Source organism: Gilvimarinus algae, assembly GCF_030518215.1.
GTDB classification, from domain to species: Bacteria; Pseudomonadota; Gammaproteobacteria; order Pseudomonadales; family Cellvibrionaceae; genus Gilvimarinus; species Gilvimarinus algae.
Genome location: NZ_JAULRT010000052.1, coordinates 784,677 through 810,253, shown reverse-complemented (window position 1 = coordinate 810,253; position 25,577 = coordinate 784,677). Strand labels below are relative to the sequence as shown.

Here is a 25,577-nt window from a genome sequence, read left to right as displayed (position 1 = left end):
GGCCAGTCAGCTTTTTTTCGCTCCGTTGGACAATGGACAGCAGCGGTGATGTGTGAAATAGCGTGGGCAGGCTCTAAGGGCAAAACCCTGTAGATGTCGGTGCTAAATGGGGGCGAGGCCACTGGTTTTTATCCTGCCAGGCTAGGTCCGCGTTAGTACTAACGCTTTGTCTAAATGTGCTCAAAAGGCGCATGACTGAGGAGAACTTAATGATAGAAGATATTGATGCTCTGGAAACCCGAGAGTGGCGTGATGCCCTGGAATCTGTTGTTCGCCACGTTGGTAAAGAGCGGGCTGCCTTTCTTCTGAAAAGCTTGTCAGAGTCCGCTGCCGATCACGGTATCGATCAGCCCTCAGCCATTACTACCCCCTATCGCAATACCATCCCCCCAGCAAAAGAAATTCAAAGCCCCGGCGATCACTACATTGAGCGCAACATCCGCTCCATTATTCGCTGGAATGCTATCGCCATGGTGGTGCGCGCCAACAAAAGCGCCGACGATCTGGGTGGCCACATTGCGTCTTTCTCCTCAGCCGCCACACTCTATGAGGTGGGCTTTAACCACTTTTTCCGCGGCAACGAAAATGGCCCGGGCGACCTGGTGTACTTCCAGGGGCACAGCTCGCCGGGCATGTACGCCCGCTCATTTGTCGAGGGTCGCCTGACCGAAGACCAACTGGATAACTTCCGTCGCGAAGTGGACGGTGAGGGCTTGTCATCCTACCCGCACCCCTGGCTGATGCCGGAGTACTGGCAGTTCCCCACGGTTTCCATGGGCCTGGGTCCCATCGGAGCCATCTATCAGGCGCACGTAATGCGCTATATGCACCAGCGTGGACTTTCCGATATGGCCGACCGCAAGGTCTGGGCCTTTTTGGGCGATGGTGAGTGCGACGAGCCGGAAAGCTTGGGAGCTATTTCCTTGGCTGGCCGTGAAAAGCTTGAGAACCTGATTTTCGTCATCAACTGTAATTTGCAGCGTCTCGATGGTCCTGTGCGCGGCAATGGCAAAATTGTCCAGGAGCTTGAGGGCGTATTCCGCGGTGCCGGCTGGAACGTTGTTAAAGTGCTCTGGGGCGGCGGCTGGGATGACTTGCTGGAAAGAGACAAAACCGGCTTGCTGCAAAAACGCATGGACGAAGTCTGCGACGGCGAAATGCAGAATTATAAAGCCAACGGTGGTGCCTACACTCGCGAGCATTTCTTCGGTAAGTACCCGGAGCTGCTGGAGTTGGTAAAAGATATGTCAGACGATGAAATTCTGCGTTTGGCACGCGGCGGACACGACGCGCACAAGGTCTATAACGCCTATCACAATGCGGTGAACACCAAAGGTCAGCCTACCGTTATTCTTGCTCAGACTGTCAAAGGCTACGGCATGGGCCCAACGGGTGAAGCGGTCAACAACGCGCACCAGGTGAAGAAGCTGGATATTGAAGCGCTGAAGACCTTCCGCGATCGCTTCAATATCCCGATTGAAGACAAAGATCTGGAAAAAATCCCTTACTATCGCCCGGCCGATGACAGCGCCGAGATGCAGTATTTACAAGAGCGTCGTCGCGCGCTTAACGGTTACCTGCCCGCGCGCAAGGCCGACTTTGAAGCCTTGGAAATCCCCACTCTGGAAGCGTTCAAGGCACAGCTGAAAGGCACCGGCGATCGCGAAATTTCCACCACCATGGCGTTTGTCCGTGTTCTCAACACCCTGATCAAAGACAAAAAAGTTGGCGAGCAGGTGGTACCGATTGTGCCGGATGAAGCCCGTACCTTCGGTATGGAGGGTATGTTCCGCCAGGTGGGGATTTACTCGCGCTTTGGTCAGAAGTACACGCCACAGGATGCCGGCCAAATCATGTACTACAAAGAGGATGAAAAAGGCCAGATCCTCGAAGAAGGTATCAACGAGGCCGGCTCAATGGCGGCCTGGGTGGCCGCGGCAACCTCTTACAGTAATCATGAAAAGCCCTTGCTGCCGTTTTACATTTACTACTCCATGTTTGGCTTCCAGCGTATTGGCGATCTCGCTTGGCTCGCAGGCGATGCCCAGGCGCGCGGTTTCCTGCTCGGCGGCACGGCCGGGCGCACCACTCTCAATGGTGAAGGTCTGCAGCACCAGGACGGACACAGCCACATTATGGCGAACACGATTCCCAACTGTCGCACTTACGATCCCACTTATTCTTATGAAGTGACCGTGATTGTGCAGGATGGCCTGAAGCGTATGTATCAGGACAAGGAAAACTGCTACTACTACATCACCCTGATGAACGAAAACTACGTCCATCCTGATATGCCTGAAGGTGTAGAAGAGGGCATTATCAAGGGTATCTATCAGCTGGAAAAAGGCACGAGTAAAAAGAAAAATCGTGTTCAGCTGATGGGCTGCGGTACCATTTTAAATGAAGTTCGTGCCGCGGCTGAGATTCTGCGCAACGACTTCGGCGTCGAGGCCGATGTCTGGAGCGTTCCCAGTGTGAATGAGCTGACCCGTGACGGTCAGGCTGCGACTCGCTGGAACCTCTTGCACCCGACCGAAGCGCCGCGCAAGGCCTACATCACCCAACAGCTCGAAGACAAAGACGGTCCGTTTGTTATCGCGACTGACTACATGAAGAACTACGCCGAGCAGCTGCGCCCCTACATTCCCGGCACCTATACGGTACTGGGCACTGACGGGTTTGGCCGCAGCGACTCGCGCAAAAAGCTGCGTCACTTCTTTGAAGTCAGCCGTGAGTTTGTCGTCATTGCCGCGCTCAAGTCGCTGGCCGATGAAGGCAAGATCAAAGCGGATGTCGTTGCCAAAGCCATCAAGCAATTTGGTATTGATCCGGAAAAAGCCGATCCGTTGACCGTTTAGTCGCTACCGCGACCAGTAGCCGCTGTGTTGGGCGGCTGCAAGATCAATGGATAAACTGCGCCTGAGCCAAAAGCTCGGGCGGTTAGAACAAGTAGCGAGGATTTACAGTGGCAATTGAATCAGTAAAAGTCCCCGATATTGGTGGCTCAGAAAACGTAGACGTCATCGAAATTTCGGTTGCTGTGGGCGATACCGTCGAGCTTGAAGATTCCCTGGTGGTGCTGGAAACCGACAAAGCCTCTATGGAAGTGCCGAGCACTGTGGCCGGTAAAGTCACCGCCATTAAAGTAAAAGAGGGCGATAAGGTGTCCGAGGGCGATGTAATCGTCGAGGTGGAAACCGCCGGTGATAGCGCAGCCAAAGAGTCTGAGCCCGCCAAAGAGCCAGCAAAGCAAGCGCCGAAAAAGGATACCCCGAAAGACAGTAAATCGGCCTCAGGTGGCAGTGAGAAAACCATCGAAATTCCCGACCTCGGCGGCTCGGAAAATGTCGATGTGATTGAAATTTGTGTGGCCGTTGGCGATGAAGTATCCGAGGGCGATTCGCTGGTGGTGCTGGAAACCGACAAGGCCTCTCTCGAAGTGCCGGCACCCGCCGATGGCAAGATCGTCAGCATTGCCTTGAAAGAGGGCGACAAAGTCTCCCAGGGCGACAAGCTGGGTGTAATGACAACCGCGGGTGGCGTTGCCAGTGAACCCGAGGCGTCAGAGCCGGCCTCTAGCGCTCCGACCACCGGCAGTGGCGGCGTGCAGGACGTGCCGGTACCGGACATCGGCGGCGCCGAGGGCGTGGACGTTATTGAAATTTCCGTCGCCGAAGGCGACGAAGTCGCTGAGGGCGACACGCTGATCGTGCTCGAGACCGACAAGGCGTCTATGGAAATTCCCGCGCCGGCTGCCGGTAAAATCGTCAAACTGGCCCTCAAAGAAGGTGACAAAGTTTCTCAGGGAGATTTGATCTGCCGGCTCGAGGGTGAATCTGGCGCACCTGCCAGCGCTGCGCCCAAGCAGCAAGGCTCAGTTTCTGCGCCCAAGGAGCCGGCCAAGGCGGCGCCGACAACCTCAGCAGGCTCGCCCGTGACCGCTGACAGTGAAGCGGTGGCGCGCGGAAATACTGACGTCTATGCAGGCCCTGCGGTGCGCAAGCTGGCCCGTCAGCTCGGTGCTGATCTGGCCAAGGTGAACGCCTCCGGTCCGCGTCAGCGCATCACCAAGGACGATGTTCGCGCCTACGTGAAAAACATTGTTACGGCCACGCAGGAAGGTCGCGGCGCGGCGACAGCCGGCAGCGGTATTCCGCCCATTCCGCCAGTGGACTTTGCTAAGTTCGGTGAAATTGAAACGGTGAAAATGAGCAAAATCAAAAAGCTCACCGCCGACAATATGACTCGCAACTGGCTCAATATTCCGCACGTGACTCAGTGGGATGATGCCGATATCACCGAGCTTGAAGAGTTCAGGAAATCACTTAAAGCCGATTCGGAAAAGCGCGGTACCAAACTGACGCCTCTGCCATTTTTACTGAAGGCCGCCGCTGCTGCCTTGGTGGCTGAACCAAGCTTTAACGTATCGGTGCACCACGACGGCGAGCACATTGTGCAGAAAAAATACGTGCACATTGGCGTTGCCGTGGATACACCCAACGGGCTCGTGGTTCCGGTGATTCGCAATGTCGACAAGAAAGGCCTTTGGGAATTGGCCGATGACTTCAATGAACTGGTGAAAAAGGCGCGTGATGGAAAGCTGACCGCTGCCGATATGCAGGGCGGCTGCTTCACTATCTCAAGCCTTGGCGCTATGGGCGGGAATGGCTTTACCCCCATCGTCAACGCCCCCGAAGTGGCCATTCTGGGCGTATCGCGAGCGCAAATGAAGCCCGTTTGGAACGGCAGCGAGTTTGTGCCACGTAATATGCTGCCCCTGGCTCTGTCTTATGATCACCGGGCCATCAATGGTGCCGATGCCGGTCGTTTCTTTACTTATCTGACGGCAGTGATCGCGGACGTCCGCCGTTTGCTGCTCTGACGGCCAAAGACGGCTAAAGGACCTCATCGGCATGGGCCGGTGAGGTTTTTTTTTGCCCAATCACTTAATCGGTTGCCAAGCGTGCTAAACCAATGCCAGATGATCTACGCGTGACCAATCCTCTGTTTCGGCCGGTGGCACTCGGCATTTACTTTATGTCGTTCGCCACCGGTGTGGTTGGCGCCTTGCTGCTGCCGACCATGAGCATCTTCTTTGCCGATGCGGTGGGTGTCAGCCCATTTTGGGTCGGTATTCCCTACGCGGGGATGGCGCTGGCGAGTATTGTTTACAATCAGGCGGTTGGTGGTTGGTCGGATTCGCTCGCCGATCGCAGACCCTTGGTCGTCGCCCTATGCCTGGTGGGGGTTTTAGCGTGTATGGTCTTTGCGTTTTCGCGCCGGTATTGGGTGACTTGCGCCAGCGCCGTGACGTTACTGAGTTTGGCAATGGTATCGTTTTCCCAGATGCTCGCCTACAGCCTCGAGTATGCGGAGCGGCGCCTTCCCCTTGAGCGTATCGCTCTGTTCAATGCGATTGTGCGGGCGCAGATTGCCTTTGCCTGGGTAGCGGGTCCACCTCTGGGGTTTTTATTGGTCAGCTATTTTGGCTTTACGACACTCTATCTGACGGCTTCGGCGCTCTTTGTCTTGGTCGCGGTGGTTAGCCCTCAGCTGCTGCCGGCTCTCGGAAAAATTCAATCAGCTGATCTGTCGTCCGGCCCTGGTTTTTGGCGCACGGCCACTTGGGTGCAGCAGCGCTCCTTGCTCATCTGTCTGCTGGCCCTGTCGGTGATGTGGGGCGTCAACAACGCCTACTTGATCAGTTTGCCATTGCACTTGACCCGTAATCTCGTCATAGACACCGCTTGGGTGGGCTGGATTATGGGCACGGCGGCAGGCCTTGAGGTGCCTGTGATGTTACTGGCCGGAGTACTGGCCGCGCGGCTCAACCCTCTGTACCTGGTGCGTGCCAGTGGCCTTGCCGGCCTGATGCTCTACGCCGGTATCTACTGGGCCGATGCCTTGTGGCAGTTGTTTGTCTTGCAGCTTGCCAACGCCGTGTTTATCGGCATTTTGGCCGGTTTGGGGGTTTCTGTGGTGCAGCAGATGCTGCCAGGGCGGGCGGGTAGTGCCTCGGCACTTTACACCAACACCACCCATGCCGGTACACTCCTGAGCAGTTTGCTGGTCAGTACCGTAGCTGAAGGTTATGGCTATCACAGTGTTTTTCTTGCCAATATCGCCTTGGTTGCAGTGGCAACGGTTCTGTTTTTCTTTGTGCGTCAGCGTCGGGCTCTGCACTAGCAGCAACTGTGTTCGGATCGGGAGAGCCATAATATGCCCATCGCGATTTAGAACACAGGTGCTGCTAGGCGAGCTCAGGGTTTATCCTTGAGTAGGGCGCGCAATTCTTGTTCGCTCATTACCGCCAGCTTGAGCCGTAGGTTGGTTTCCAGTTGACCCATGACCGTATCGATCAGCTCGTCCACCAATTGCTGTCGGCTGTAGTACGCCGGTATTGATTGCGCTGCAAATTCTCCGGCTCGGTTACCGCGTAAACGGTCGCGAATGTGTTGCGGCAGAAAAGGGTTTTCCGCAGTATTGGTGGTGCTACCGGCATCTGGCTCGCGCTGCTGGCTGCCGGTGTTGGTCTGGTTCGCGGGTTCGCCGCCGGGTGCAGGTGCCTGAAACAGCGGGCGCTGGCCGGGCAGAGGCGAATTTGCCTGAGGTTTGGGTGTCAGCGCCTCAAGCGGTGGCGCCGGTGGTTCGGGCGTGTGCGTCGGTAGACTGCCAAGGTCCAGCTCGTAGTTTTCCTCTTCGTGCCTGAGGGGCGGCTCTGAAGCGGGGGTTGTATCACCAGCCGTTGTCGACGAGCCGCCCGCGAGCGCATCGTAGGCGCTTTGTAGGGACTGCAAATCCTCTTCACTGAAGTGCTCGCGCAGGGCGCTGGCCGCGCTTTGCTGTGGATTGCTGTGATCAAGCTTATCAATGACTTGGTTGAGCAGGGGAATATCGTCGTCGAGCAACCCCTGTATGGACTCCAGCTCGTTCAGCAGTTCACTTTTGGTTTTTTCGCGTTCCCGGTCCATTGTCGATCAGGCCTAGAGTTTATGGTGGTGTACAGGATAGCCGCGCTCTTTGAAAAATGCCCAGTGCTTGCGAGTTTGCTCCAATATCTGAGGCTCCTGGACGACGACCTCTATCAGCCGCTGAAAGCGGCTGAAGTAATCCGGTAGTTGCGGCCCCAGGCTAATGAGCAGGTCGTGCTGCTCGCCACAGTCCTGTTCTACCGCTATGATCACCGGCTCTTGGTGGTCAGGTTCGTTGGCGCGGCGAAAGGGAATGTAGCTCTCTGGCTGCTCGTGCAGCAGGGCGTGCTCGAGCCCCGCTGCGCTTTCATCGCTGTCGCAGGCGATCAAAATCTGACGCCGCTGGCGCAGCGCCTTGGCCACCAGGCGACTGATAAAGCCGAGCCTGTGTTCGGGCTCGGCCGTCGGCAGAATGTAAAAGTCGACGCGCGTCATGAGTTGATCAAATAGTCCACCAGCAGGGAGACCGGGCGCCCCGTTGCGCCTTTCGCCGCACCGGACTTCCAGGCGGTGCCGGCAATGTCCAGGTGAGCCCACTTGACGTCTTTGGTGTAGCGTGCCAAAAAGCACGCCGCTGTAACGCTGCCCGCTTCGCGCCCACCAATGTTTGCCATGTCGGCAAAATTACTGTCGAGCTGCTTTTGATAATCGTCCCACAGCGGCATTTGCCAAGCCCGGTCACCGGTTGCCTCACCGGCACGCAGCAGGGCGTCGGCCAGTGACTGATCGTTGGCATAGAGACCGTGAGCGTGGCTGCCGAGGGCGATCACGCAGGCACCTGTGAGCGTGGCTATATCGACAATGGCCGCAGGCTTGTAGCGCTGCACATAAGTCAGGGCGTCGCAGAGTACCAGGCGGCCCTCAGCGTCGGTATTGAGGATTTCCACCGTTTGCCCGGACATGGTGGTCACTATGTCGCCCGGTTTGCTGGCGCGGCCCGAGGGCATGTTTTCCGCAGCGGCTACCACGGCGACCAGATTGATTTTTGGCTTGAGTGCCAGGAGGGTTTTCATGGTGCCGAAGACACTGGCAGCGCCGCACATGTCGAACTTCATTTCGTCCATTGACTGACCGGGTTTAAGACTGATACCGCCGGTGTCGAAGGTGATGCCCTTGCCCACCAGCGCCAGCGGCGCTTTTGTTTTGGCCGCGCCGCGGTACTCCATGATGATCATCTGCCCGGGCTCGTCGCTACCGGCGGAAACCGACAAAAAGGCGCCCATGCCCAGCTCTTTCATTTGCTTTTCACTCAGCACTTTGACCTGCAGGTGGCTATGGCCGCGCGCGAGCGAGCGCGCTTCGCTGGCGAGATAGCTGGGCGTGCACACATTGCCCGGCAGGTTGCTCAGCTCGCGCGCGTAATTGACCCCGTCGGCCACGGCTTGTCCCTCGCCGAGGCCACGTTTAAGGGCACTTAGCTGAGCGCTGCTGCCGAGCAGGGTAACTTTGCTCAGCGTCGGGTGCTTGGGCTTTTGGCTCTTGAATTGGTCGAATTGCCAGAGGGCGGTGACCAGTTGCTGGGCGATGTGGCGGGCGAGCCAGTCAGTCTTTTGCCCTTCCACCTGAAGATCATCCACCGCGATGGCAATGTGGCGCAGCGGCTTACACATCGCCGGCAGAGCGCTGACAGCAGCCGTAATGTCCTCCACCTTTGCGCCGGATTTGTCGGCTTTCCCCAGGCCCAGAAGAATCAGGCGCTCAGCTTGCTGGCCCAGACTGTGATGCAGTGTCAGCGTTGCGCCTCTCGCTCCGGTAAACTTCTCCCGGTTGATGAGTTTTGTCAGGGCACCATTGCCGGCCTTGTCGATCGCAGACGCGGCCGCGCTCAGGCGCTTGCCCTCATAGACGCCGACGACCAAAGCCTCGGACTTGAATGTGACTGCGTTGCTCGATTTGGCTTGAAATTGCATGACGACCCTCAATTGAATGTGTATGCCCGCAGGCGGAGTATTCCGATTTGTACCATTTACGCGATGGCGAGACAAACACCCCTGGGTGCGGGATAATGCTCGCCTGCGCGGAGTCCAATCAACCGCTAGAGTTTACCACGGTGCCGGATGGTGCCACATTGTTGAGTTCGGGTGGCCGCGAGGCCGTGCCCTGAGGTGTTTGCTTTGATCGTCTATCGTTATCTGTCCCGGGAGATTTTGCTGACCATGCTCGCGGTGAGCAGCACACTTCTGCTGATCATCATGAGCGGTCGCTTTGTCAAATACCTGGCCGAGGCCGCCGCCGGTAAGATAGCCGTGGATGTGCTCTTTGCGATTATGTTGTACCGCTTGCCGGGGTTTTTAGAGCTGGTGATTCCGCTCGGTTTTCTTATTGCTATTCTGCTCGCCTATGGCCGCATGCACATGGACAGTGAGATGGTCGTGCTCTCGGCCTGCGGCATGAGTCAGCGTCAGTTGCTTTCGATTACCGCTGTGCCGGCTGTGGTAGTAGCTTTGGTGGTGGGCGCCATGAGCCTGTGGGTGAGCCCCTGGGGGGCGGCGCAAACCGAAAAGCTCTTTGCCGAGCAGCGCTCGCGCAGTGAATTCACCATGCTCCGGCCGGGCAATTTCCAGCGCTTGAATGGTCAGCAGGTGACCTATGTCGAGAGTCTCAGTCACGACCGCCTGCAACTAAATCATTTATTTCTTGCTCAGGTGGATCACAGAGGCACAACCGTTGCCGTCGCCCGTCGGGGCAATCAAATCATCCACCCGGAGTATGGGCAGAGGTATCTGCAATTGCATCAGGGCACGCGTTATCAGGGCCGCCCGGGCACGGCGGAATACCAGGTCACGGAATTTGACCTGCTGGCCCAGCACCTGCCCGAGCCCGAAGTTTCTTCAGCCTACGATCTCGAGGCTGACGGCAGGGATACGCTGTCTCTGTTGGCCGATGCCTCGCCCGAAAGTCGCGCGGCCTTGCAGTGGCGACTCTCTATGCCCATTTTGGTGTTGGTGGTGGCGTTTATGGCCGTGCCTTTGAGCCGAACCAATCCGCGCCAGGGGCGCTACCTGAAAATGTTGCCGGCGATTTTGCTCTATTTGCTCTATGTCGCCAGCCTCAGTAGTATTCGCAGCGCCATGGAGGCCGGTGAGTTTCCGGTTCTACCGGGGCTTTGGGCAGTGCATCTGCTTTTCGCGGCAATTGCCTGGGTGGTCTACGTAGGGCCCGGAAAACTCCTTACTGGATTCAGAGGTGCCCGATGACTTTGCTCAATCGCTATATCGCCCGCCAGGTTTTTCTGGCCGTTGCCATGGTGCTGGGATTGGTGCTGTGCCTGGATTTTATCGGCAAGGTGATTGACCAGCTTGAGAGCTTGCGGGCGGATTACAACTTCTATGAGATGTTGGTGTACATCGCCTGGAGCCTGCCGCGCAGTGTCTATGAATACCTTCCCTATGCGGTGCTGGTGGGCTGTCTGATTGCTCTGGGCAGCCTCGCCAGTGCCAGTGAGCTGGTCATTGTGCGCGCCGCCGGGGTGTCGGTTGGGCGCATTGTCTGGATGGTCATTAAACCGGTGATGCTGTTTATTGTGCTCGGTGTTGCACTGGGGGAGTTTGTCATCCCCTACGCCGACCAAACCGCAGAGAGCCGGCGGGCTCTGGCTCTGGGGTACTCGTCAACAGATCAGGCGCGCCGAGGCGTCTGGCACCGTGAGGCCGATGAGTTTATTCTCTTCAACGTGATTCAGCCTGACGGTGAACTCTTTGGTGTGAGTCGCTATCGCTTTGATGGCGAGCGGCTGTTGGAGGCGAGCTTTACCCGCCGTGCGAGCTATCGTGACGGCTACTGGCAGGAGGAGTCAGTGGCTGTGACCGAATTTGGTGCCGAGCAGATCAGCACCTCTGAGCGAGAGACACGCCGCTGGGACACCGAGTTAACCCCTGCGCTGCTGAATATTGTGGCGGTGGAGCCGCAGACGCTGTCGATCTCGAGCCTCAGACGCTACACCCATTATCTTGAAGATCAGAGCCTGCAAAACACCGAATACGCTCTGGCGTTTTGGCAAAAGCTTTTCCAGCCTCTGGCAACCGCCAGCTTGGTGCTCATTGCGATCTCCTTTGTATTTGGCCCCCTGCGGGAGGTGAGCATGGGCCAGAGGATTTTCACAGGAGTGGTTTTTGGAATTGGCTTTCGCCTGGTGCAGAGTCTGCTCGGCCCCTCGAGTATCGTCTTTGGCTTTTCGCCTCTGATCGCCGTGCTACTGCCCATTGCCCTGTGTTTTGCCCTGGGCGTCTTTTTGCTGCGCCGGGCGGGGTAGGGGCTCTAATGCCCTTTGGGCAGCTGCCAAACGCGGGTGCCCGAGAGCCGGTCGTGCAAGGTCAGGTGCTCCGGATCAAACCACAGCCAAAGATACCCCAGGCCAAGCAGCGCCATTGAGGCAGTCGCGAGCACGCAGCGCAAGGCACCGCGGGCAATGGATGGATGCTCGCCCTGGGTATCGGTAATTTTCAAGCGCCAGGCTTTCATTCCGAGGGTCTGGCCAAACCGGCGCCAGAACAGACAGTAAAAGGCGATGAGCACCATCAGCCAGCCGATAAAACCGAGCGGTCCGAGGCTGGCCTTTTCCCCTTCCGCCAAGACTTCACCCAGTACGCCGACTTTGATGGCAAGCACCAAGGCTCCATAGGCAACGCTGACAGCGAACAGCAAGAAAAAGTCGTACACCCACGCCGCCAGGCGTTTACCCAGCCCGGCACTGGGGTAGGGGACAGGGGGGGTATTCTGGGTTTGATTCATGCGCGGCTCCCGTATCAACTGGCGCGCATTATAAAGGAAATACTCTGCTCGGGTCTGATTGCACCGGGTCCTAGGTGGATTTGACAGTGAAGCTCAGGGTGACGGTGTCGGGGCGGCCGGGCTTTTGTCCGAGGCACAAAGTGCCGCTGCCGGTCAGCGGGGCTTCTTCCCGGCGAATATAAAGCGCTTCATCCTGGCTGACCGTTACGTAGGTGCCGTTAGTACTGTGATCGATGAGCACGAATTTGCCGCGGCGAAACACAATTTCACAGTGCTCGCGAGAGACTTTATCGCTGTCGATGGCCCAGTGAACCGCCTCGGCATCGCGGCCGAAAGTCAGTGGCAGATCTTCCGGGCCCAACTCCTGGGAGCGCTGCGCGCCTTCAATGTAGAGTCGATGAGCTTGCAGCCGCTGGTGCAGCTCGGCCACTTCCATGACGGCGGTGGCATTGTGGGGTTGGGTGGGCGTTTCCCAGCAAAGCCGGTAGACCAGCCGTGGGTGATTGGCGCCTTTAAGGGTGACGCGGTCAAAAGCCTCGCACTGATGAGCGAGAAAGCCCGGCAGCAGATCGCGCATAACATCGGTAATCACAATTTGTCGGGCGCGGGCAATGTGCGACACGGCGGCCGCGTCATTCACCACATCGCCGAACACATCGCCGTGTTCATCCATCAGCAGCTCGCCGCAGGACATGCCAATGCGCAGGGCAAGCTCTCCCTCGGCGCGGCGCTGCAGATCCACAGCTGCTTGGCAAGCCTGGTGAGGTTCGTCAAACCGAGCCATGATTTCATCGCCCAGAGTTTTCACCACCGTCCCCTGATGCTGGGTGATAATGGCGCGGGTTCCCTCCAAAGTGGTATCGATACTCTGTTTTGCCTGGGTGTTGCCCTGTTCCTTGTACAGCCGGGAGCTGCCGGACACATCGGCAAACATGACCGCTTGAGAAAGGCGTTTGGGTTGCATCGCAAATTCCGTTCTGGGTTCTGCGCCCGAGTATAACACGGCGGCTCAGGCGACCTCGCGGCACTGCCCTCGAACCTGCACGCGTCCCGCCGGAAGTCTGTTCGTCTGTATAACGCCGCCTGCCTTGGATCGCTGGCTGATCATTAGGCGGCTCCCCCCGAAGGTGTCAAACCAATAGCGGGCGAGCTGGACGGCTGCTGAACCCGTGGCATTGTCTTCACCGGCACCGTATTGAGGCGCAAAGTAGCGCAGCAAGGAGCGCTCGCCGGAGCCGGCAACGGCGATCAGGGCGCGGCGAGTAAAACGCGCGAAAAGCCCAAGCCTAGGCGCCAGTTCGAGCAGCTGCGCCTCGCTGGAGAAATGCAAAAGGCTGTAGTCGGCGTTTGCGCCGATATCGCGCCCCGCCTGAAAGCGCGCTTTCACCAGGTGTTGCCACAATCCCGGGCGTGTCAGCGGCCGCTGCGCCAGAGGGATGTCGATGTAGTAGGGGCCAAAGGCGTCGCAGCCGAGCTCGACGACACCGGCCTCGGTTTCAATCGGCGTGTGGAAATGTTTTCTAAAGTGGTGTTGGTAGAGGTAGTTGGCGACGGCTAAGGTGCCCGAACCGCAGCGCTTTATATGGGTGCCTCGGCTGACAAAACTGACTTGGGGCGCGGCTGCAGCGTTCAGCTTTACAAAAACGACGTTGCCCGCCTCGCTGTTGAGCGAGGCGGGATTTAGCCGGGTAAGGCAAATGGTGTGTTCATTGCCTGCTGCGTGTGAGTCGTAAAAGCTGATATAGCGGACTGGCTCAGTCGACATGACGCAAAAGACTGATGGAAAACAAATCCTCCTTGCCGAGCCATAAGCGCTTTGTTTCCCAGCCCGCTTGTTTGGCCAACGCCGAAAACTCAGCTGGGCGATATTTGTAGGAGTTTTCGGTATGGATACTCTCGCCGCGCTCAAAGAAAAACCGATGACCTGCCACTTCTACCGTTTGCGCTTTTAAGCTGCGTAAATGCATTTCAACGCGGCCTTTCTCTTCATTGTAAAAGGCGTGGTGAGCGAATTGCTCAGGGATGAATTTGCCGTCCAACTCGCGGTTGATTCGAGTCAGGATATTTTTATTGAAACGAGCCGTTACCCCTCGGGCGTCATTGTAAGCGCGGTGCAATATAGGCTCTGGTTTTTTGGTGTCGACACCAATCAGTAAGTAGCTGCTAGGGCCAAGGGTTTTACCGGCGTTGCGCAAAAACTCACGGGCTTCGTCCCGATTCAGGTTGCCGATGGTGGAACCGGGAAAAAAGCCAAGGCGTGTTCGTTCGGTGTCGATTAGCGTCAATGGTTTGGTGAAGTCGTGCACGCAGGGGTTGATGGTCAGCTCGCGGTACTGGCTTTCCAGCACGCGGCAGGATTCCACAAGATGTTCGCGGCAGATGTCGATGGCCGTGAAACTGCGCACTTTTTTTAAGGCGCGCAGTAAGATGCCGACCTTGCGCAGAGAGCCCGCCCCAAACTCGACGATTTCCAGTCCGCCTGGCGGATTGAATTGGCGCGTCAGATCGTGGGCGACCTGCGGCAGCAGCTCTAGCTCGGTATGGTAAGGGTAGTATTCGCTGAGACCGCAAATCTCATCAAAATACTGTGAGCCCTTGCTGTCGTAGAAGTACTTGGGAGAGAGTGTTTTCGGTTCGGCCTGTAGGCCATGCAATACATCGGCGAGAAACTCTCCGTGTTCCTGTAAGGGCTCAACGGCCCTCAATGCCTGTGCCTGACTCATGGTCTCTCCTTGCTGCCTGTGGGCATGGGTGAATAGTTATTTATCAGCGCGCCGGTCTCACACCGGAGAACTGCCAGCGTTGATGTGGGTAAAAAAAGTTGCGGTAGCTTGGGCGCATCTGATCCCTGGCTGTGGCGCAAGAGCCGCCGCGCAACACAAATTGGTTTGCCATGAACTTGCCATTGTACTCACCGAGTGCACCCTGGGCCGGTGTGAAGCCGGGGTAGGCGCAATAGGCGCTTGAGGTCCACTCCCAGACGTCGCCATAGAATTGCTGTAGCCCCTTACCGCTGGCCGCTTTGGGGTGCCAGTGTCCGCTCTCGGCATAGTGTCCTTGAGACGGCGCAGAGGCGCGAGCTGCGCCATATTCCCACTCAAACTCTGTGGGAAGGCGCCAACCGGCCCAGCGGCAAAAGGCGTCGGCCTCATAAAAGCTGATGTGACATACCGGGGCGTGTGGATTAACAGGGCGGTAGCCCCAAAAGGTCAGCTCGTGCCACTCACCATCAAGGTGGTGCCAGTAAAGTGGCGCCTGCCAAGCGTTTTGTTGGCACAGGTCCCAGCCATCGCTCAGCCAGTGCCCGCTTTGGTGGTAACCTCCATCGGCCATAAACGCCAGCCACTCGCCGTTGCTAATCGGGCTATTGCGCAGCTCAAAACGCTCCAGAAAGACCCGATGTCTGGGTCTTTCGCAGTCGTAACTGAAGCCCGCTTCGTCGGCACCTACAGTCGTTAGCGTTTCGGAGAAGGTGCTGAACTTGCGGTCCGCTTGACTGCCCGGTGGGTCGGGAGGCAGGCGCGGCTGCATCACGGTATTTTGTGCCAGAGCGTGCTTGATATCGGTCAGGATCAGCTCCTGATGCTGCATTTCGTGGTGCAACCCAATAATCAGTCGCTCGCTGAGCTCCGGGTCCTCTTCAAGAGGCAAGTCAACTGCCAAGCGGCCGATGGCCCGATCCACGTGGGTCCGGTAATCGAGTACCTGTTGGTGCGAGGGTCTGGAGAGCAGGCCGCGAATCGGGCGCGGATGCCGCTCGCCAACGCTCTCGTAATAGGAGTTAAACAGGAAGTTAAAATTCGGATCGAAGCAGCGATAGTGATTGACCCAGCGGGACAAAATAAACTGCTCGAAAAACCAGGTGGTGTGTGCCAGATGCCATTTGGTGGGGCTGGCGTCGGGCATGGATTGCAGCATCATATCTTCGACGCTCAAGCCCTGTGTGAGCTCAAGGGTGCGGTTTCGCACCTGATGGTACTGTTCCGACAATGTGGCCGTGCAGGTGGCAGGGCTGATATCGAGCACAGGCTAGTCTCTCTGGTTGCTCAGGTGAGCCTCCAGCATAGGCCAGATATACGACGATTTAAAGACGTGTTTTGGGCGGTGTGTCGAAAACTGAGGCGGAGATTGCACGATGGTACCAGAGGCCGGACTCGAACCGGCACGGGTTTTACCCCATCGGATTTTGAATCCGACGTGTCTACCAATTTCACCACTCTGGCAGCAATCTCACGAGGCGCAGGGACGTTAAGCCTGAAATCCGCACCTTAAAAAGGTCTTCGCGGCTGCGAAGAGGGCGTGATTATAGCAGCGAGTTTGGTCCCGTCAACCAGCTTTTTTACCTGAGGCTGGCACCTCGGGCGCTTTTGGGCTAACCTTGCGCGCCTTGTTTTTCGGTGATACCAGAGCTTGTATGCAGCGACAGCAATTTCACTACGATTTGCCTGAGCAGTTAATCGCGCACCAGCCCGCGAATGAACGCCGCAGCAGCCGGCTGCTGCACCTCGACGGCGCCAGCGGCCAAATGGCGCACAAGGGCTTCGCGGATCTTCTCGAGTTGCTGCGCCCCGGCGATCTGATGGTGTTTAATGACACTCGCGTTATTCCAGCGCGGCTCTTTGGCCGCAAAGCCAGCGGCGGACAGGTTGAGATATTGGTCGAGCGCATAACCGGTGAGCGCTGCGTGCTGGCTCATACTCGCGCCAGTCGTTCCCCCAAGCCCGGCAGCGAGCTGATTTTGGCAGATGAGTCCCGGTTGCAGGTCATTGGCCGCAAAGGCGCGCTCTTTGAAATCGACTTCCCCGAGCCGGTGCTTGAGCTGCTGGAGCGTCTGGGGCATATGCCTTTGCCTCCCTATATTGAACGTGACGATAGCGCCCTTGATCGCGAGCGCTATCAGACTGTTTACGGACAAAAGGCCGGCGCTGTGGCCGCACCGACCGCCGGCTTGCATTTCGACGAGGCCATGCTGGCACAGATTGATGCCGCCGGTATTGAGCGAGCTTTTGTCACCTTGCACGTGGGCGCCGGCACTTTTCAGCCCGTTAAGGTGGACAATATTCTCGAGCACCCCATGCATTCAGAAAGAGTGGATGTGGGGGAGGACGTCTGCCGTAAGATCGCTGAAACCCGAGCCCGCGGTGGGCGGGTGATTGCGGTGGGGACCACCAGTGTGCGCAGCCTGGAAAGCGCTGCCATGGCGAGCGGCGGTGAGATAGCGCCGTTTCAGGGTGAAACGGATATCTTTATCTACCCAGGCTACCGCTTTGCGGTGGTGGATGCCCTGATTACCAATTTCCACCTGCCCGAGTCCACCTTGCTGATGCTTGTGTCGGCTTTTGCTGGCTACCGCTTCACCATGGCGGCTTACGGCGAGGCCGTGGCCCAGCAGTATCGTTTTTTCAGCTATGGCGATGCCATGTTTATCGACCGCAACCCTTCGCCGGACGCACCGCCGGCCATTGACTGAGCCAGGTATTCCCTATGACCCGCCAGTGCCATATGAGCTTCTCCCTGTCTGCCACCGTTGGCCGCGCGCGTCGCGGTGAACTCAGCTTCCCGCGCGGCAAGGTTCAGACCCCGGCGTTTATGCCCGTGGGAACCTATGGCACGGTAAAAGGAATGGCGCCGCGGGACATTAAGGAGACCGGTGCGCAGATCATACTCGGCAACACCTTCCATCTGATGCTGCGCCCGGGAACCGAAGTGGTGAAAGCCCACGGCGATCTGCACGATTTTATGCGTTGGGACGGTCCCATACTGACCGACTCCGGCGGCTTTCAGGTGTTCAGCCTGGGCAAGCTACGCAAAATTACCGAGGAGGGCGTCTCGTTTCGCTCGCCGATTGATGGCAGCAAGGTGTTTATGGACCCGGAGCTGTCCATGCAGGTGCAGCGCGACCTGGGCTCGGACATCGTCATGATCTTTGACGAATGTACGCCTTATCCGGCAACGCCCGCTGAGGCGCGCGCCTCCATGGAGCTGTCGCTGCGCTGGGCGGCCAGATCAAAGACTGCGCACGGGCCGAGCGCCGCGGCGCTTTTCGGGATTGTGCAGGGCGGAATGTACGAAAACTTGCGCTCAGAATCGCTGCAGGGGCTGGTGGATATTGGCTTTGATGGCTACGCCATCGGTGGCCTGTCGGTCGGTGAGCCTAAAGAGGATATGCTGCGAGTATTGGAGCACCTGACCCCAGAGATGCCTGCTGAGCGGCCCCGCTACTTGATGGGTGTGGGCAAGCCCGCTGATATTGTCGAGGCGGTACGCCGCGGGGTTGATATGTTTGACTGCGTCATGCCCACCCGCAACGCCCGCAACGGACACCTTTTTACCAGTGAAGGCGTTATCAAGATCCGCAATGCCCGCCATCGGCACGATACTGGCCCGCTGGATGCGCGTTGCGACTGTTACACCTGCACTCATTTCAGCCGCAGCTACCTGCACCACCTGGATAAGTGCGGTGAAATCCTCGGTGCACAGCTCAATACCATTCATAACCTGCGTTACTACCAAACGCTTATGGCCGGCTTGCGAGAGGCTCTGGAAGAGGACACGCTTGATCAGTTTCTGAGCGATTTTTACGGCTCCCAGGGACTTGAAGTGCCACCGGCACCCTAAGTTCCGGGCCGCTTCATTGTTGTTCCAGCGAGTTTCGGTATAATCCTGCCCCAGCATTTGCCGCGGCGGGCTTGAGAAGCCTGCGTTTGGTCCCATATAGGCTCGGGACACATGAAATCATAATACGCCTGATGCCTCCCTTTGGTTGTTTCAGCGCCCTTGACGGACACTCGTATGTTAAACCGCTATCCTCTCTGGAAGTATTTGCTGATTGTCGTAGTGGCAGTTCTCGGCTTTATCTACTCCATACCGAATCTCTACCCACCCGATGACGTTATCCAGATCTCCGGTAGCTCCAGTACCCTGACCATTGATGAAAGTGTCCTCAATCGCGCACGCGAGTCTCTGGACGAAGCGGGTATCGACTATTTCGCCGGCGAATACAGCGATACGTCGGCGCTGCTGCGCTTCAACAATGGTGAAGATCAGCTGCAGGGTAAAAAAGTGGTGCAGGAGGCCCTGGGTGCCGATTATGTGGTGGCGCTGAACCAGGCGCCGACCACCCCCGAGTGGCTGATGGCCATCGGCGGTTCACCCATGAAGCTGGGGCTTGACCTGCGCGGCGGGGTGCATTTTCTGTTGGAGGTGGACGTTGATTCGGCCATCGCTAAGCGCCAGGAGACCAGCGCTGAAGAGATGAAAGACGCCTTGCGCGAGGCGCGTATTCGCTATCTGGATTTTGAAGTCAAAGGCCCGGTGATTCACGGGTTGTTCCGCTCGGAAGACTTGCGCGATGAAGCGGTCAGCGCCCTGCGCGGCGATTACCGCGACATGCTCTTCAGCACCGATACTCCCGCAACCGAAGGTCGCTTTCGTTTTACCGCCACCCTGAGTGAGGCCGCGCAGCGGCAGATGGAGCAGGACGCGTTGGCGCAAAACCTGACCACGCTGCGCAAGCGGGTCAACGAGCTTGGTGTGTCGGAGCCTATTGTGCAGAGCCAGGGGCGCGACCGGATTATTGTTCAGTTGCCCGGCGTGCAGGATACCGCCGAGGCCAAACGCGTGATTGGTAAAACCGCCAACCTGGAGTTTCGCCTGGAGGCAGAGCCCAACGCCCTCGGAGCCACCACCGAGGAGTTTGAGTATCGCGGTTATCCGGCGGTGCTCGAGCGCAAGATCATCCTCACCGGCGATCATGTGACCAACGCCAATGCCTCGCTGGACCCGGAAACCAGTATGCCGCAGGTGAACATCACCCTCGACAGCCTGGGCGGCACCAAAATGAATCACGCCACTCGGTCCAATATCGGCCGGCGCATGGGTGTGCTCTTTATCGAGTACAAAACCCGCATGAACACCGAGGTCGATGACAACGGTGAACAGGTGCAGGTGCCCGAGCAGTACGTGGAGCGCTCGGTCATTAACCTCGCGACCGTTCAGGGCGCCCTCGGGGTGCAGTTTCGCATCACCGGTCTGGACTCGCCGCGCGCCGCTTCCGAGCTGGCATTGATGCTGCGCTCCGGCGCTCTGGCGGCACCCATGTACTTTGTCGAGGAGCGCACCATTGGCCCATCTCTAGGTGCGGAAAATATCCAGCTCGGCATCAAGTCGCTGCAGTGGGGCCTGGGCTTGGTGCTGCTGTTTATGCTGGTCTACTACAAGGTGTTTGGGGTCTTTGCCAACATCGCCCTGGCGGTCAACGTGTTGTTACTGGTGTCCGTGATGTCCTTGCTCGGCGCGACTCTGACCTTGCCGGGTATCGCCGGTATTGTTCTCACCGTGGGTATGGCGGTGGATGCCAACGTGCTGATTTTTGCCCGCATCCGGGAGGAGCTAAAGCTTGGGGCCAGTCCGCAGTCTGCAATTTCCTCGGGCTATGACCGGGCTTATGTGTCTATTCTCGATGCGAACATCACCACCTTGATTGTCGCGGTGATCCTTTACGCCATTGGCTCAGGGCCCGTTAAAGGTTTCGCTGTCACCTTGTCTATCGGTATTCTCACGTCCATGTTTACCGCGATCATGGGGACCCGGGCGCTCACCAATCTGGTGTACGGGCGTCGTAAAAACCTGAAAAAACTCTGGATTTGAGGGGCTTGGCCATGTCTTCTGAAAAAGTACTGAATTTTATGGGGGCTCGCCTCCCGGCCACGGCTCTGTCTGTCATTATGCTGGTGGTCGCGATCGGCGCTCTGGCAATGAATGGGCTCAAACTCGGTCTGGATTTTACCGGTGGAGCGCAAGTAGAGGTGAGTTTCTCAGAGCCGGCAGATATCCCGGAGATACGCGGCATTCTAAACAACCAGGGGCTGACCAACCCGGTGGCCGTGTTGTTTGGTTCGGATACCGAAGTGCTGATTCGCACCCAGGGCGCTATGTCCGATGGCGGTGAGCAGGCGCTGCGCTCGCGCCTGCAGCCTTTGGGCGCCAGTTTGGAGGCGGTTAACCGGGCGCCGCGTGACAGCGGCACTTTTACTCAAGAGCTGGTGTTTTCCGGTGCCGATAGGTCCGCACTAAAAGCCGGCGATGTATTGCCCGAGCGTTTCTTTGGCAGCGTGGAATACAACACCTCTGGCGATAACGTCTCCGCCCTGGTCGAGAACTCGCTGGACACGGCTTACACCGCTGAGCTTTTGGAAGTGCTGGAAGCCGAAACCGGCAGTCAAGTGGAGTTGCGCCGCAGCGAATACGTGGGCCCTCAAATCGGCGCCGAGCTGCGCGATGAAGGTGGCCTGGGAATGCTGGTGGCGCTGGCAGTGGTCATGCTTTACGTGGCGGCGCGCTTTCAGTTCAAGTTCTCGGTGGGCGCTGTGTTGGCATTGATTCACGATGTGATTATTGTCGTGGGCTTTTTTGCGCTCTTTCGGATTGATTTTGATCTAACGGTGCTCGCCGCTGTGCTGGCGGTGATTGGCTACTCGCTCAACGATACTATTGTGGTGTATGACCGTATTCGGGAGAATTTTCGCCGGATGCGCAAGGGCAGCCCGGCCGAGGTGATTAACACTTCACTGACGCAGACCCTCGAGCGTACCTGCATCACCTCTTTAACGACCTTACTGGTGCTCATCATGCTGTTCGTGTTCGGTGGCGAGTTGATCAGTGGTTTTGCCATCGCCCTGATTGTCGGGGTCATGGTTGGTACCTATTCCTCGATTTATGTTTCTGCCAATACCCTGATGTGGATGCACATCAGCAAAGAGGACTTGATGCCACCCGAGAAAGAGGGCGCCGAGGTCGACGAGATGCCGTAACCGTTCTCAAGAGCCCGCTGTCACAGCGGGCTTTTTTTTTGCCGCTCAACAAGGGTATGCTTGAAACACGATCTTCAACACACCGGGCGACGCCGCGCACATGAGTGATCAGGTACCGACAATAAGTACAACCCAGGATCTCGATGGACTGTCTTACAGCGAACTGCGCGCGGTTGTGGAGCGCTACCGGCGAATTTTCTGCGGCAGTGGCTATGGTTTCTGGGAGTGGGATTTAACCACCAGCTACATCGACTGGTCGGGCGGTTTCTGGGAACAGCTTGGGTATTCCGACGAAGACCGCCAGCATTTCACCGACTCGCGGGAGCTTCCCAACTACATTCACCCCGATGATGTGGAAGACATGTTTGAGGCAGTACGCGAACACCTGCGTACTGCCGAGCCGCTCAATACCTGTTACCGGATCCGCACAAAGGCCGGTGGTTACATCTGGACCCAGGTGCGTGCCGATTCCATTCGCGATGAGGCGGGCAGGGCGCTCTATATCTCCGGCGTCAATTTCGATATCACCGAGCTGAAGGACACCGAGGCGGCGCTGCGCGACAGCGAGGCGCGGCAGGCCCGCATTATCCAGGCATCCAAAGACGGGATTTGGGAGTGGTATGCCGAGCGCAACGGCTTTCACTTCTCCGCGCGCTGCTGGGAGCACCTGGGCTACTCCGATGAAGACGATATCGTCAATCAGGGCCAAGACCGGATGCGCGAGTGGCGCAATCACATTCATAAAGATGATCTGGCCAAGTTCGACAAAACCCTGAAGGAACACCTGGCCGGGCGCGGCGCATTTGATGTCGAGTACCGGGTGCATGCCAAAAATGGCGAGATCCGCTGGATTCGGGCCCGCGGTAAAGCCAGCTTCGATTACGATGGCCGCCCTCTGCGGATGTCGGGCACCAATATGGATATCACGGACATCAAGCGGGCCGAGGAGCGTGTTGTCCGGGCGAAGGAGCAGGCCGAAAAAGCCAATCGCGCAAAAAGCGAATTTTTATCCAGTATGAGCCACGAGCTGCGCACCCCCCTCAATGCCATACTTGGCTACGCCCAGCTTTTTGAATATGACGATAATCTGCAGGATGTACAAAAGGACAATATTCGCGAAATTCGCGCCGCCGGCGAGCATTTGCTGAAATTGATCAACGATGTCCTGGATCTGGCAAAGATTGAGTCCGGTGCCTTGCAGGCAGCGCTGCAACCGGTGCTGGTGACCCGGCTGCTGGCCGATTGTTTTACCCTGGTGCAACCTCAGGCGGATGCGCGCGGAATATATCTGCACAGCGATTACAGTGGTCTTGAAAACGCCTGTGTCAACGCCGACCCTGTGCGCCTCAAGCAGGCGCTTTTGAATTTGATGAGCAACGCCATCAAGTACAACAAAGTGGGCGGCGAGGTAAAGGTCAGCCTTGAGGTGACCGAGGATTATATGCTGCGGATTAACGTCAGGGATACCGGCACTGGCATAGAGCGCTCGCGTCGCGACGAAGTGTTTCAGCCTTTCAACCGACTGCACGCCGAGATGAGCAAGGTGGAAGGTTCAGGCGTCGGTCTTGTGATCACCAAGCAGTTGGTGGAAATGATGGATGGTCGCATCGACTTTGCCAGCACGCCCGGCAAGGGCACTTGCTTTTGGTTGGACCTGGTGCAAACCGGGCAGGCCGAGGACACGCGCACGGCAAGCAGCGTCGTTCAGAGCGTGACCGCCGATGAGGAGCTCAGGGTGCAAGGGCGCCACCGGATACTCTACATCGAGGACAACCCCACCAATATTCGCCTGATGGAGCACTTTTTCCGGCGCCACGATAATTTCGTCATGGAGGTGTCCGAGGAGCCATACCTCGGGATATTTCGCGCGCGTCAGAGCCGCCCCGATGTGATCATTCTGGATATCAACCTGCCGGGTCTCGATGGCTACGAAGTGCTGAACGTGCTGCGTGGTGATCCTGCAACGCGGGATATCCCCGTGATCGGCTTATCGGCCAATGTCATGTCCATCGATGTGCAAAAAGGCCGGGATGCGGGCTTTTACGAGTATCTCACCAAGCCGTTGCAAATACATCAGCTGGTGCAAGTGCTTAATCGTTTGCTGAATGAACCACCGGGTCCGGTGTTGGAGCGGGCCCGGCAGGCCTGAGCCAATTGTGGCTCAGGTTGGGGGGATTCGGGTGCCCGGCGCCGGGCCTTAACGGATGTGACCCATGTGCTTTTTCACAATTTGCAGTACCGGCTTAAAGACCTTGGGGTTACCGCAGACCACATGGCCGGTTTCGAGATGGCTGTGGCCACCATTAAAGTCGCTGGCCAGTCCGCCCGCCTCTTTAACCAATAGCAGACCCGCTGCAATGTCCCACTGGTTGAGGTTCATTTCCCAAAAGGCGTCAAATCGGCCCGCAGCCACATAGGCCAGATCGAGAGCGGCAGAGCCCGGGCGGCGTATACCGGCGGTTTGACCGGCGATTTCCTGCAGCGCGGCCAGGTAGGCAGAGATGTTGTCCAGAGCATAGCCGCTGAAGGGGATGCCGGTGCCTATGACAGCGCCGGCCAGGCCCTTGCGGCTGCTGACCCTGATGCGGCGACCATTGAGGGCGGCGCCCCGGCCCCGGCTGGCGGTAAATTCTTCGCGCTTGATGGGGTCGTAGACCACGGCGTGTTCGAGCTGCCCTTTCATTCGGCAAGCAATGGAAACCGCGAAATGCGGAATGCCGTGAATAAAGTTGGTGGTGCCGTCCAGCGGATCGATAATCCACTCCACCTCCGCATTGCTGCCGGGCTGTGATCCGCCTTCCTCACCGAGGATGCTGTGATCGGGGTAGGCCTTTTTAAGGTGGTAGATGATTTCCTTTTCGGCAGCTTTATCAATTTCCGTCACGTAATCGTTGCGGCCTTTTTCCTCAATGGCGAGTAAGTCGACGCGCTCGGCAGCGCGCTCAATCAGTTCACCGGCCTTGCGCGCAGCGCGCAGGGCAATATTCAGCATGGGTTCCATGGGGCACCATTTATAGAAACGCTTAAAGAACAGTAGCCGTTAAGGCCAGGCGCGGAATTATAGCAATGCGCAGCCTATTGACCAACGAAAAATGCCCCAGTGCAGCATTTTTGCTAGAATGCCGCGCTTTCGGCGCCGGCGGCGCATTGACTGAGGCGATTTGATGAGCGAGAACCGACTGGACAATCTGCGTATCGTGCTGGTGAATACCTCTCATCCCGGTAACATTGGCGGCGCTGCCCGAGCCATCAAAAATATGGGGCTGTCGCGCTTGTACCTGGTGGCTCCCAAAGAATTTCCCGCTGAGAAGGCGGTGTGGCGAGCGGCAGGGGCCCTGGATGTGCTCGACAATGCCGTGGTGGTGGAAACCCTGGATGAGGCCATTGCCGGCTGTGGACTCGTGGTTGGCACCAGTGCGCGGGAGCGACGTATTCCCTGGCCTCTGGTGAATCCGCGGGAGTGTGGCGAAAAGGCTATTGCCGAAGCCGGTACCCACGAAGTCGCAATTTTGTTTGGCCGGGAGGATCGCGGCCTCACCAATGAAGAGCTGCACCGCTGCCACTACCACGTGCACATTCCCGCCAACGAAGAGTACAGCTCGCTCAACCTGGCCGCCGCCGTGCAAGTGATTGCCTACGAGCTGCGGATGGCCTGGCTGACCCACGAGCAGGGCAAGGCCCCCACCTTTGACGACTGGGATGTGCCGCCTGCCAAAGTCGAGGCCATGGAGCGTTACTACGAGCACCTGCAAGAGACTCTCGAGAAGCTGGGTTTTCTCGAGCCGGACAACCCCCGCCAGACCATGACGCGCTTGCGCCGACTCTACGGCCGTATCCGCATGGATGAAATGGAGCTGTCCATTTTGCGCGGGGTCTTAACCGCGACCCAAAATTACGTCTACCACACGGGCAAAAAGCTCGAGGAGTTGGGCGAGTCGGGTGAAGATGAGCGCTGACCAGGTTGGCGAGCCCGGCGCGCGCGGGCTGGCACTTGGAATCTGACGAATAGTTGAGTAAAATAGTCAGTTATTCGGCAGCCCTTTTCGCTGCAGCACTCAATGCC

Annotated in this window: 20 protein-coding genes and 1 tRNA gene; 11 read left to right on the top strand and 10 right to left on the bottom strand. The window is 57.7% G+C overall.

All coding sequences use genetic code 11. From position 1 onward, the window contains the following. Window positions 1-209 precede the first annotated feature (209 nt). The 3 genes from aceE to QWI16_RS10940 all read left to right on the top strand — a co-directional run bounded on the left by aceE (window position 210) and on the right by QWI16_RS10940 (window position 6,186). On the top strand, window positions 210-2,858 hold the full coding sequence (gene aceE / locus QWI16_RS10950; RefSeq protein WP_302713077.1) for a pyruvate dehydrogenase (acetyl-transferring), homodimeric type: 2,649 nt from the start codon (window positions 210-212) through the stop codon (window positions 2,856-2,858). Between the two features lie 107 nt (window positions 2,859-2,965). Continuing rightward, window positions 2,966-4,882 (top strand): pyruvate dehydrogenase complex dihydrolipoyllysine-residue acetyltransferase, encoded by a 1,917-nt coding sequence (gene aceF / locus QWI16_RS10945; RefSeq protein WP_302713076.1) that lies wholly within the window; start codon window positions 2,966-2,968, stop codon window positions 4,880-4,882. Window positions 4,883-4,974: 92 nt separating this feature from the next. Then, window positions 4,975-6,186, top strand: a complete 1,212-nt coding sequence (locus QWI16_RS10940; RefSeq protein WP_302713075.1) for a sugar efflux transporter — start codon at window positions 4,975-4,977, stop codon at window positions 6,184-6,186. Window positions 6,187-6,260: 74 nt separating this feature from the next. Here QWI16_RS10940 and QWI16_RS10935 read toward each other — a convergent pair whose 3' ends face one another. The 3 genes from QWI16_RS10935 to QWI16_RS10925 are packed head-to-tail and all read right to left on the bottom strand — an operon-like array spanning window position 6,261 to window position 8,881. Then, window positions 6,261-6,971 (bottom strand): hypothetical protein, encoded by a 711-nt coding sequence (locus tag QWI16_RS10935; protein ID WP_302713073.1) that lies wholly within the window; start codon window positions 6,969-6,971, stop codon window positions 6,261-6,263. Between the two features lie 12 nt (window positions 6,972-6,983). Continuing rightward, entirely contained in the window at window positions 6,984-7,406 is a 423-nt protein-coding gene (locus QWI16_RS10930; RefSeq protein WP_302713071.1) for a DNA polymerase III subunit chi, read from the bottom strand. Beyond that, complete coding sequence (locus tag QWI16_RS10925; RefSeq protein ID WP_302713069.1) at window positions 7,403-8,881, bottom strand: leucyl aminopeptidase; 1,479 nt, start codon at window positions 8,879-8,881, stop codon at window positions 7,403-7,405. The genes QWI16_RS10930 and QWI16_RS10925 overlap by 4 nt, the downstream gene beginning before the upstream one ends. Before the next feature lie 204 nt (window positions 8,882-9,085). Between QWI16_RS10925 and lptF the strand changes: the two genes are divergently transcribed. Further along, window positions 9,086-10,168: an LPS export ABC transporter permease LptF gene (lptF, locus tag QWI16_RS10920; RefSeq protein WP_302713067.1), complete on the top strand. Its 1,083-nt coding sequence runs from the start codon at window positions 9,086-9,088 to the stop codon at window positions 10,166-10,168. Beyond that, window positions 10,165-11,223 (top strand): LPS export ABC transporter permease LptG, encoded by a 1,059-nt coding sequence (gene lptG / locus QWI16_RS10915; RefSeq protein ID WP_302713065.1) that lies wholly within the window; start codon window positions 10,165-10,167, stop codon window positions 11,221-11,223. The genes lptF and lptG overlap by 4 nt, the downstream gene beginning before the upstream one ends. Before the next feature lie 5 nt (window positions 11,224-11,228). Here the strand turns inward: lptG and QWI16_RS10910 are convergent, their stop codons facing one another. The 6 genes from QWI16_RS10910 to QWI16_RS10885 all read right to left on the bottom strand — a co-directional run bounded on the left by QWI16_RS10910 (window position 11,229) and on the right by QWI16_RS10885 (window position 15,925). Then, window positions 11,229-11,702, bottom strand: coding sequence for an RDD family protein (locus QWI16_RS10910; RefSeq protein WP_302713063.1), 474 nt, complete (start codon window positions 11,700-11,702; stop codon window positions 11,229-11,231). A 70-nt stretch (window positions 11,703-11,772) separates the two neighbouring features. Next, complete coding sequence (locus QWI16_RS10905) at window positions 11,773-12,666, bottom strand: adenylate/guanylate cyclase domain-containing protein (RefSeq protein ID WP_302713062.1); 894 nt, start codon at window positions 12,664-12,666, stop codon at window positions 11,773-11,775. A gap of 45 nt (window positions 12,667-12,711) precedes the next feature. After that, window positions 12,712-13,467 carry a PhzF family phenazine biosynthesis protein gene (locus QWI16_RS10900; RefSeq protein ID WP_302713061.1) on the bottom strand — a complete coding sequence of 252 codons (756 nt, stop codon included), beginning with the start codon at window positions 13,465-13,467 and terminating at the stop codon, window positions 12,712-12,714. Further along, the gene (gene egtD / locus QWI16_RS10895; protein ID WP_302713059.1) at window positions 13,457-14,425 is read right to left on the bottom strand and encodes an L-histidine N(alpha)-methyltransferase; all 969 of its coding nucleotides are present in this window, start codon (window positions 14,423-14,425) and stop codon (window positions 13,457-13,459) included. Before egtD ends, QWI16_RS10900 begins: the two co-directional genes overlap by 11 nt. A gap of 43 nt (window positions 14,426-14,468) precedes the next feature. Continuing rightward, window positions 14,469-15,728 carry an ergothioneine biosynthesis protein EgtB gene (gene egtB / locus QWI16_RS10890; RefSeq protein WP_302713058.1) on the bottom strand — a complete coding sequence of 420 codons (1,260 nt, stop codon included), beginning with the start codon at window positions 15,726-15,728 and terminating at the stop codon, window positions 14,469-14,471. A 110-nt stretch (window positions 15,729-15,838) separates the two neighbouring features. Next, a tRNA-Leu gene (locus tag QWI16_RS10885) sits at window positions 15,839-15,925 on the bottom strand. A gap of 191 nt (window positions 15,926-16,116) precedes the next feature. Between QWI16_RS10885 and queA the strand changes: the two genes are divergently transcribed. From queA to QWI16_RS10860, 5 genes are all read left to right on the top strand, one after another. Next, window positions 16,117-17,172 (top strand): tRNA preQ1(34) S-adenosylmethionine ribosyltransferase-isomerase QueA, encoded by a 1,056-nt coding sequence (gene queA / locus QWI16_RS10880; RefSeq protein WP_302713056.1) that lies wholly within the window; start codon window positions 16,117-16,119, stop codon window positions 17,170-17,172. Between the two features lie 32 nt (window positions 17,173-17,204). Next, on the top strand, window positions 17,205-18,320 hold the full coding sequence (tgt, locus tag QWI16_RS10875) for a tRNA guanosine(34) transglycosylase Tgt (protein WP_441294561.1): 1,116 nt from the start codon (window positions 17,205-17,207) through the stop codon (window positions 18,318-18,320). Between the two features lie 174 nt (window positions 18,321-18,494). After that, window positions 18,495-20,351, top strand: coding sequence for a protein translocase subunit SecD (secD, locus tag QWI16_RS10870; protein ID WP_302713052.1), 1,857 nt, complete (start codon window positions 18,495-18,497; stop codon window positions 20,349-20,351). 11 nt (window positions 20,352-20,362) lie between these two features. After that, the gene (secF, locus tag QWI16_RS10865; RefSeq protein WP_302713051.1) at window positions 20,363-21,514 is read left to right on the top strand and encodes a protein translocase subunit SecF; all 1,152 of its coding nucleotides are present in this window, start codon (window positions 20,363-20,365) and stop codon (window positions 21,512-21,514) included. Between the two features lie 100 nt (window positions 21,515-21,614). After that, window positions 21,615-23,663 carry a PAS domain-containing protein gene (locus QWI16_RS10860; RefSeq protein ID WP_302713049.1) on the top strand — a complete coding sequence of 683 codons (2,049 nt, stop codon included), beginning with the start codon at window positions 21,615-21,617 and terminating at the stop codon, window positions 23,661-23,663. Between the two features lie 48 nt (window positions 23,664-23,711). On the opposite strand, the gene QWI16_RS10855 is transcribed toward QWI16_RS10860, so the two are convergent. Continuing rightward, window positions 23,712-24,515, bottom strand: a complete 804-nt coding sequence (locus QWI16_RS10855) for an inositol monophosphatase family protein (RefSeq protein WP_302713047.1) — start codon at window positions 24,513-24,515, stop codon at window positions 23,712-23,714. Window positions 24,516-24,678: 163 nt separating this feature from the next. Here QWI16_RS10855 and trmJ point away from each other — a divergent pair, with 163 nt between their 5' ends. Then, window positions 24,679-25,470 (top strand): tRNA (cytosine(32)/uridine(32)-2'-O)-methyltransferase TrmJ, encoded by a 792-nt coding sequence (gene trmJ / locus QWI16_RS10850; protein WP_302713046.1) that lies wholly within the window; start codon window positions 24,679-24,681, stop codon window positions 25,468-25,470. Window positions 25,471-25,577 lie beyond the last annotated feature (107 nt).

Bases quoted from the DNA above. Each gene is read 5' to 3' on its own strand.
- aceE (WP_302713077.1), top strand. From the start codon at position 210: ATGATAGAAGATATTGATGCTCTGGAAACCCGAGAGTGGCGTGATGCC.
- QWI16_RS10940 (WP_302713075.1), top strand. From the start codon at position 4,975: ATGCCAGATGATCTACGCGTGACCAATCCTCTGTTTCGGCCGGTGGCA.
- QWI16_RS10935 (WP_302713073.1), bottom strand. From the start codon at position 6,971: ATGGACCGGGAACGCGAAAAAACCAAAAGTGAACTGCTGAACGAGCTG.
- QWI16_RS10930 (WP_302713071.1), bottom strand. From the start codon at position 7,406: ATGACGCGCGTCGACTTTTACATTCTGCCGACGGCCGAGCCCGAACAC.
- QWI16_RS10925 (WP_302713069.1), bottom strand. From the start codon at position 8,881: ATGCAATTTCAAGCCAAATCGAGCAACGCAGTCACATTCAAGTCCGAG.
- lptG (WP_302713065.1), top strand. From the start codon at position 10,165: ATGACTTTGCTCAATCGCTATATCGCCCGCCAGGTTTTTCTGGCCGTT.
- QWI16_RS10910 (WP_302713063.1), bottom strand. From the start codon at position 11,702: ATGAATCAAACCCAGAATACCCCCCCTGTCCCCTACCCCAGTGCCGGG.
- QWI16_RS10905 (WP_302713062.1), bottom strand. From the start codon at position 12,666: ATGCAACCCAAACGCCTTTCTCAAGCGGTCATGTTTGCCGATGTGTCC.
- QWI16_RS10900 (WP_302713061.1), bottom strand. From the start codon at position 13,467: ATGTCGACTGAGCCAGTCCGCTATATCAGCTTTTACGACTCACACGCA.
- egtD (WP_302713059.1), bottom strand. From the start codon at position 14,425: ATGAGTCAGGCACAGGCATTGAGGGCCGTTGAGCCCTTACAGGAACAC.
- queA (WP_302713056.1), top strand. From the start codon at position 16,117: ATGCAGCGACAGCAATTTCACTACGATTTGCCTGAGCAGTTAATCGCG.
- tgt (WP_441294561.1), top strand. From the start codon at position 17,205: ATGAGCTTCTCCCTGTCTGCCACCGTTGGCCGCGCGCGTCGCGGTGAA.
- secD (WP_302713052.1), top strand. From the start codon at position 18,495: ATGTTAAACCGCTATCCTCTCTGGAAGTATTTGCTGATTGTCGTAGTG.
- secF (WP_302713051.1), top strand. From the start codon at position 20,363: ATGTCTTCTGAAAAAGTACTGAATTTTATGGGGGCTCGCCTCCCGGCC.
- QWI16_RS10860 (WP_302713049.1), top strand. From the start codon at position 21,615: ATGAGTGATCAGGTACCGACAATAAGTACAACCCAGGATCTCGATGGA.
- QWI16_RS10855 (WP_302713047.1), bottom strand. From the start codon at position 24,515: ATGGAACCCATGCTGAATATTGCCCTGCGCGCTGCGCGCAAGGCCGGT.
- trmJ (WP_302713046.1), top strand. From the start codon at position 24,679: ATGAGCGAGAACCGACTGGACAATCTGCGTATCGTGCTGGTGAATACC.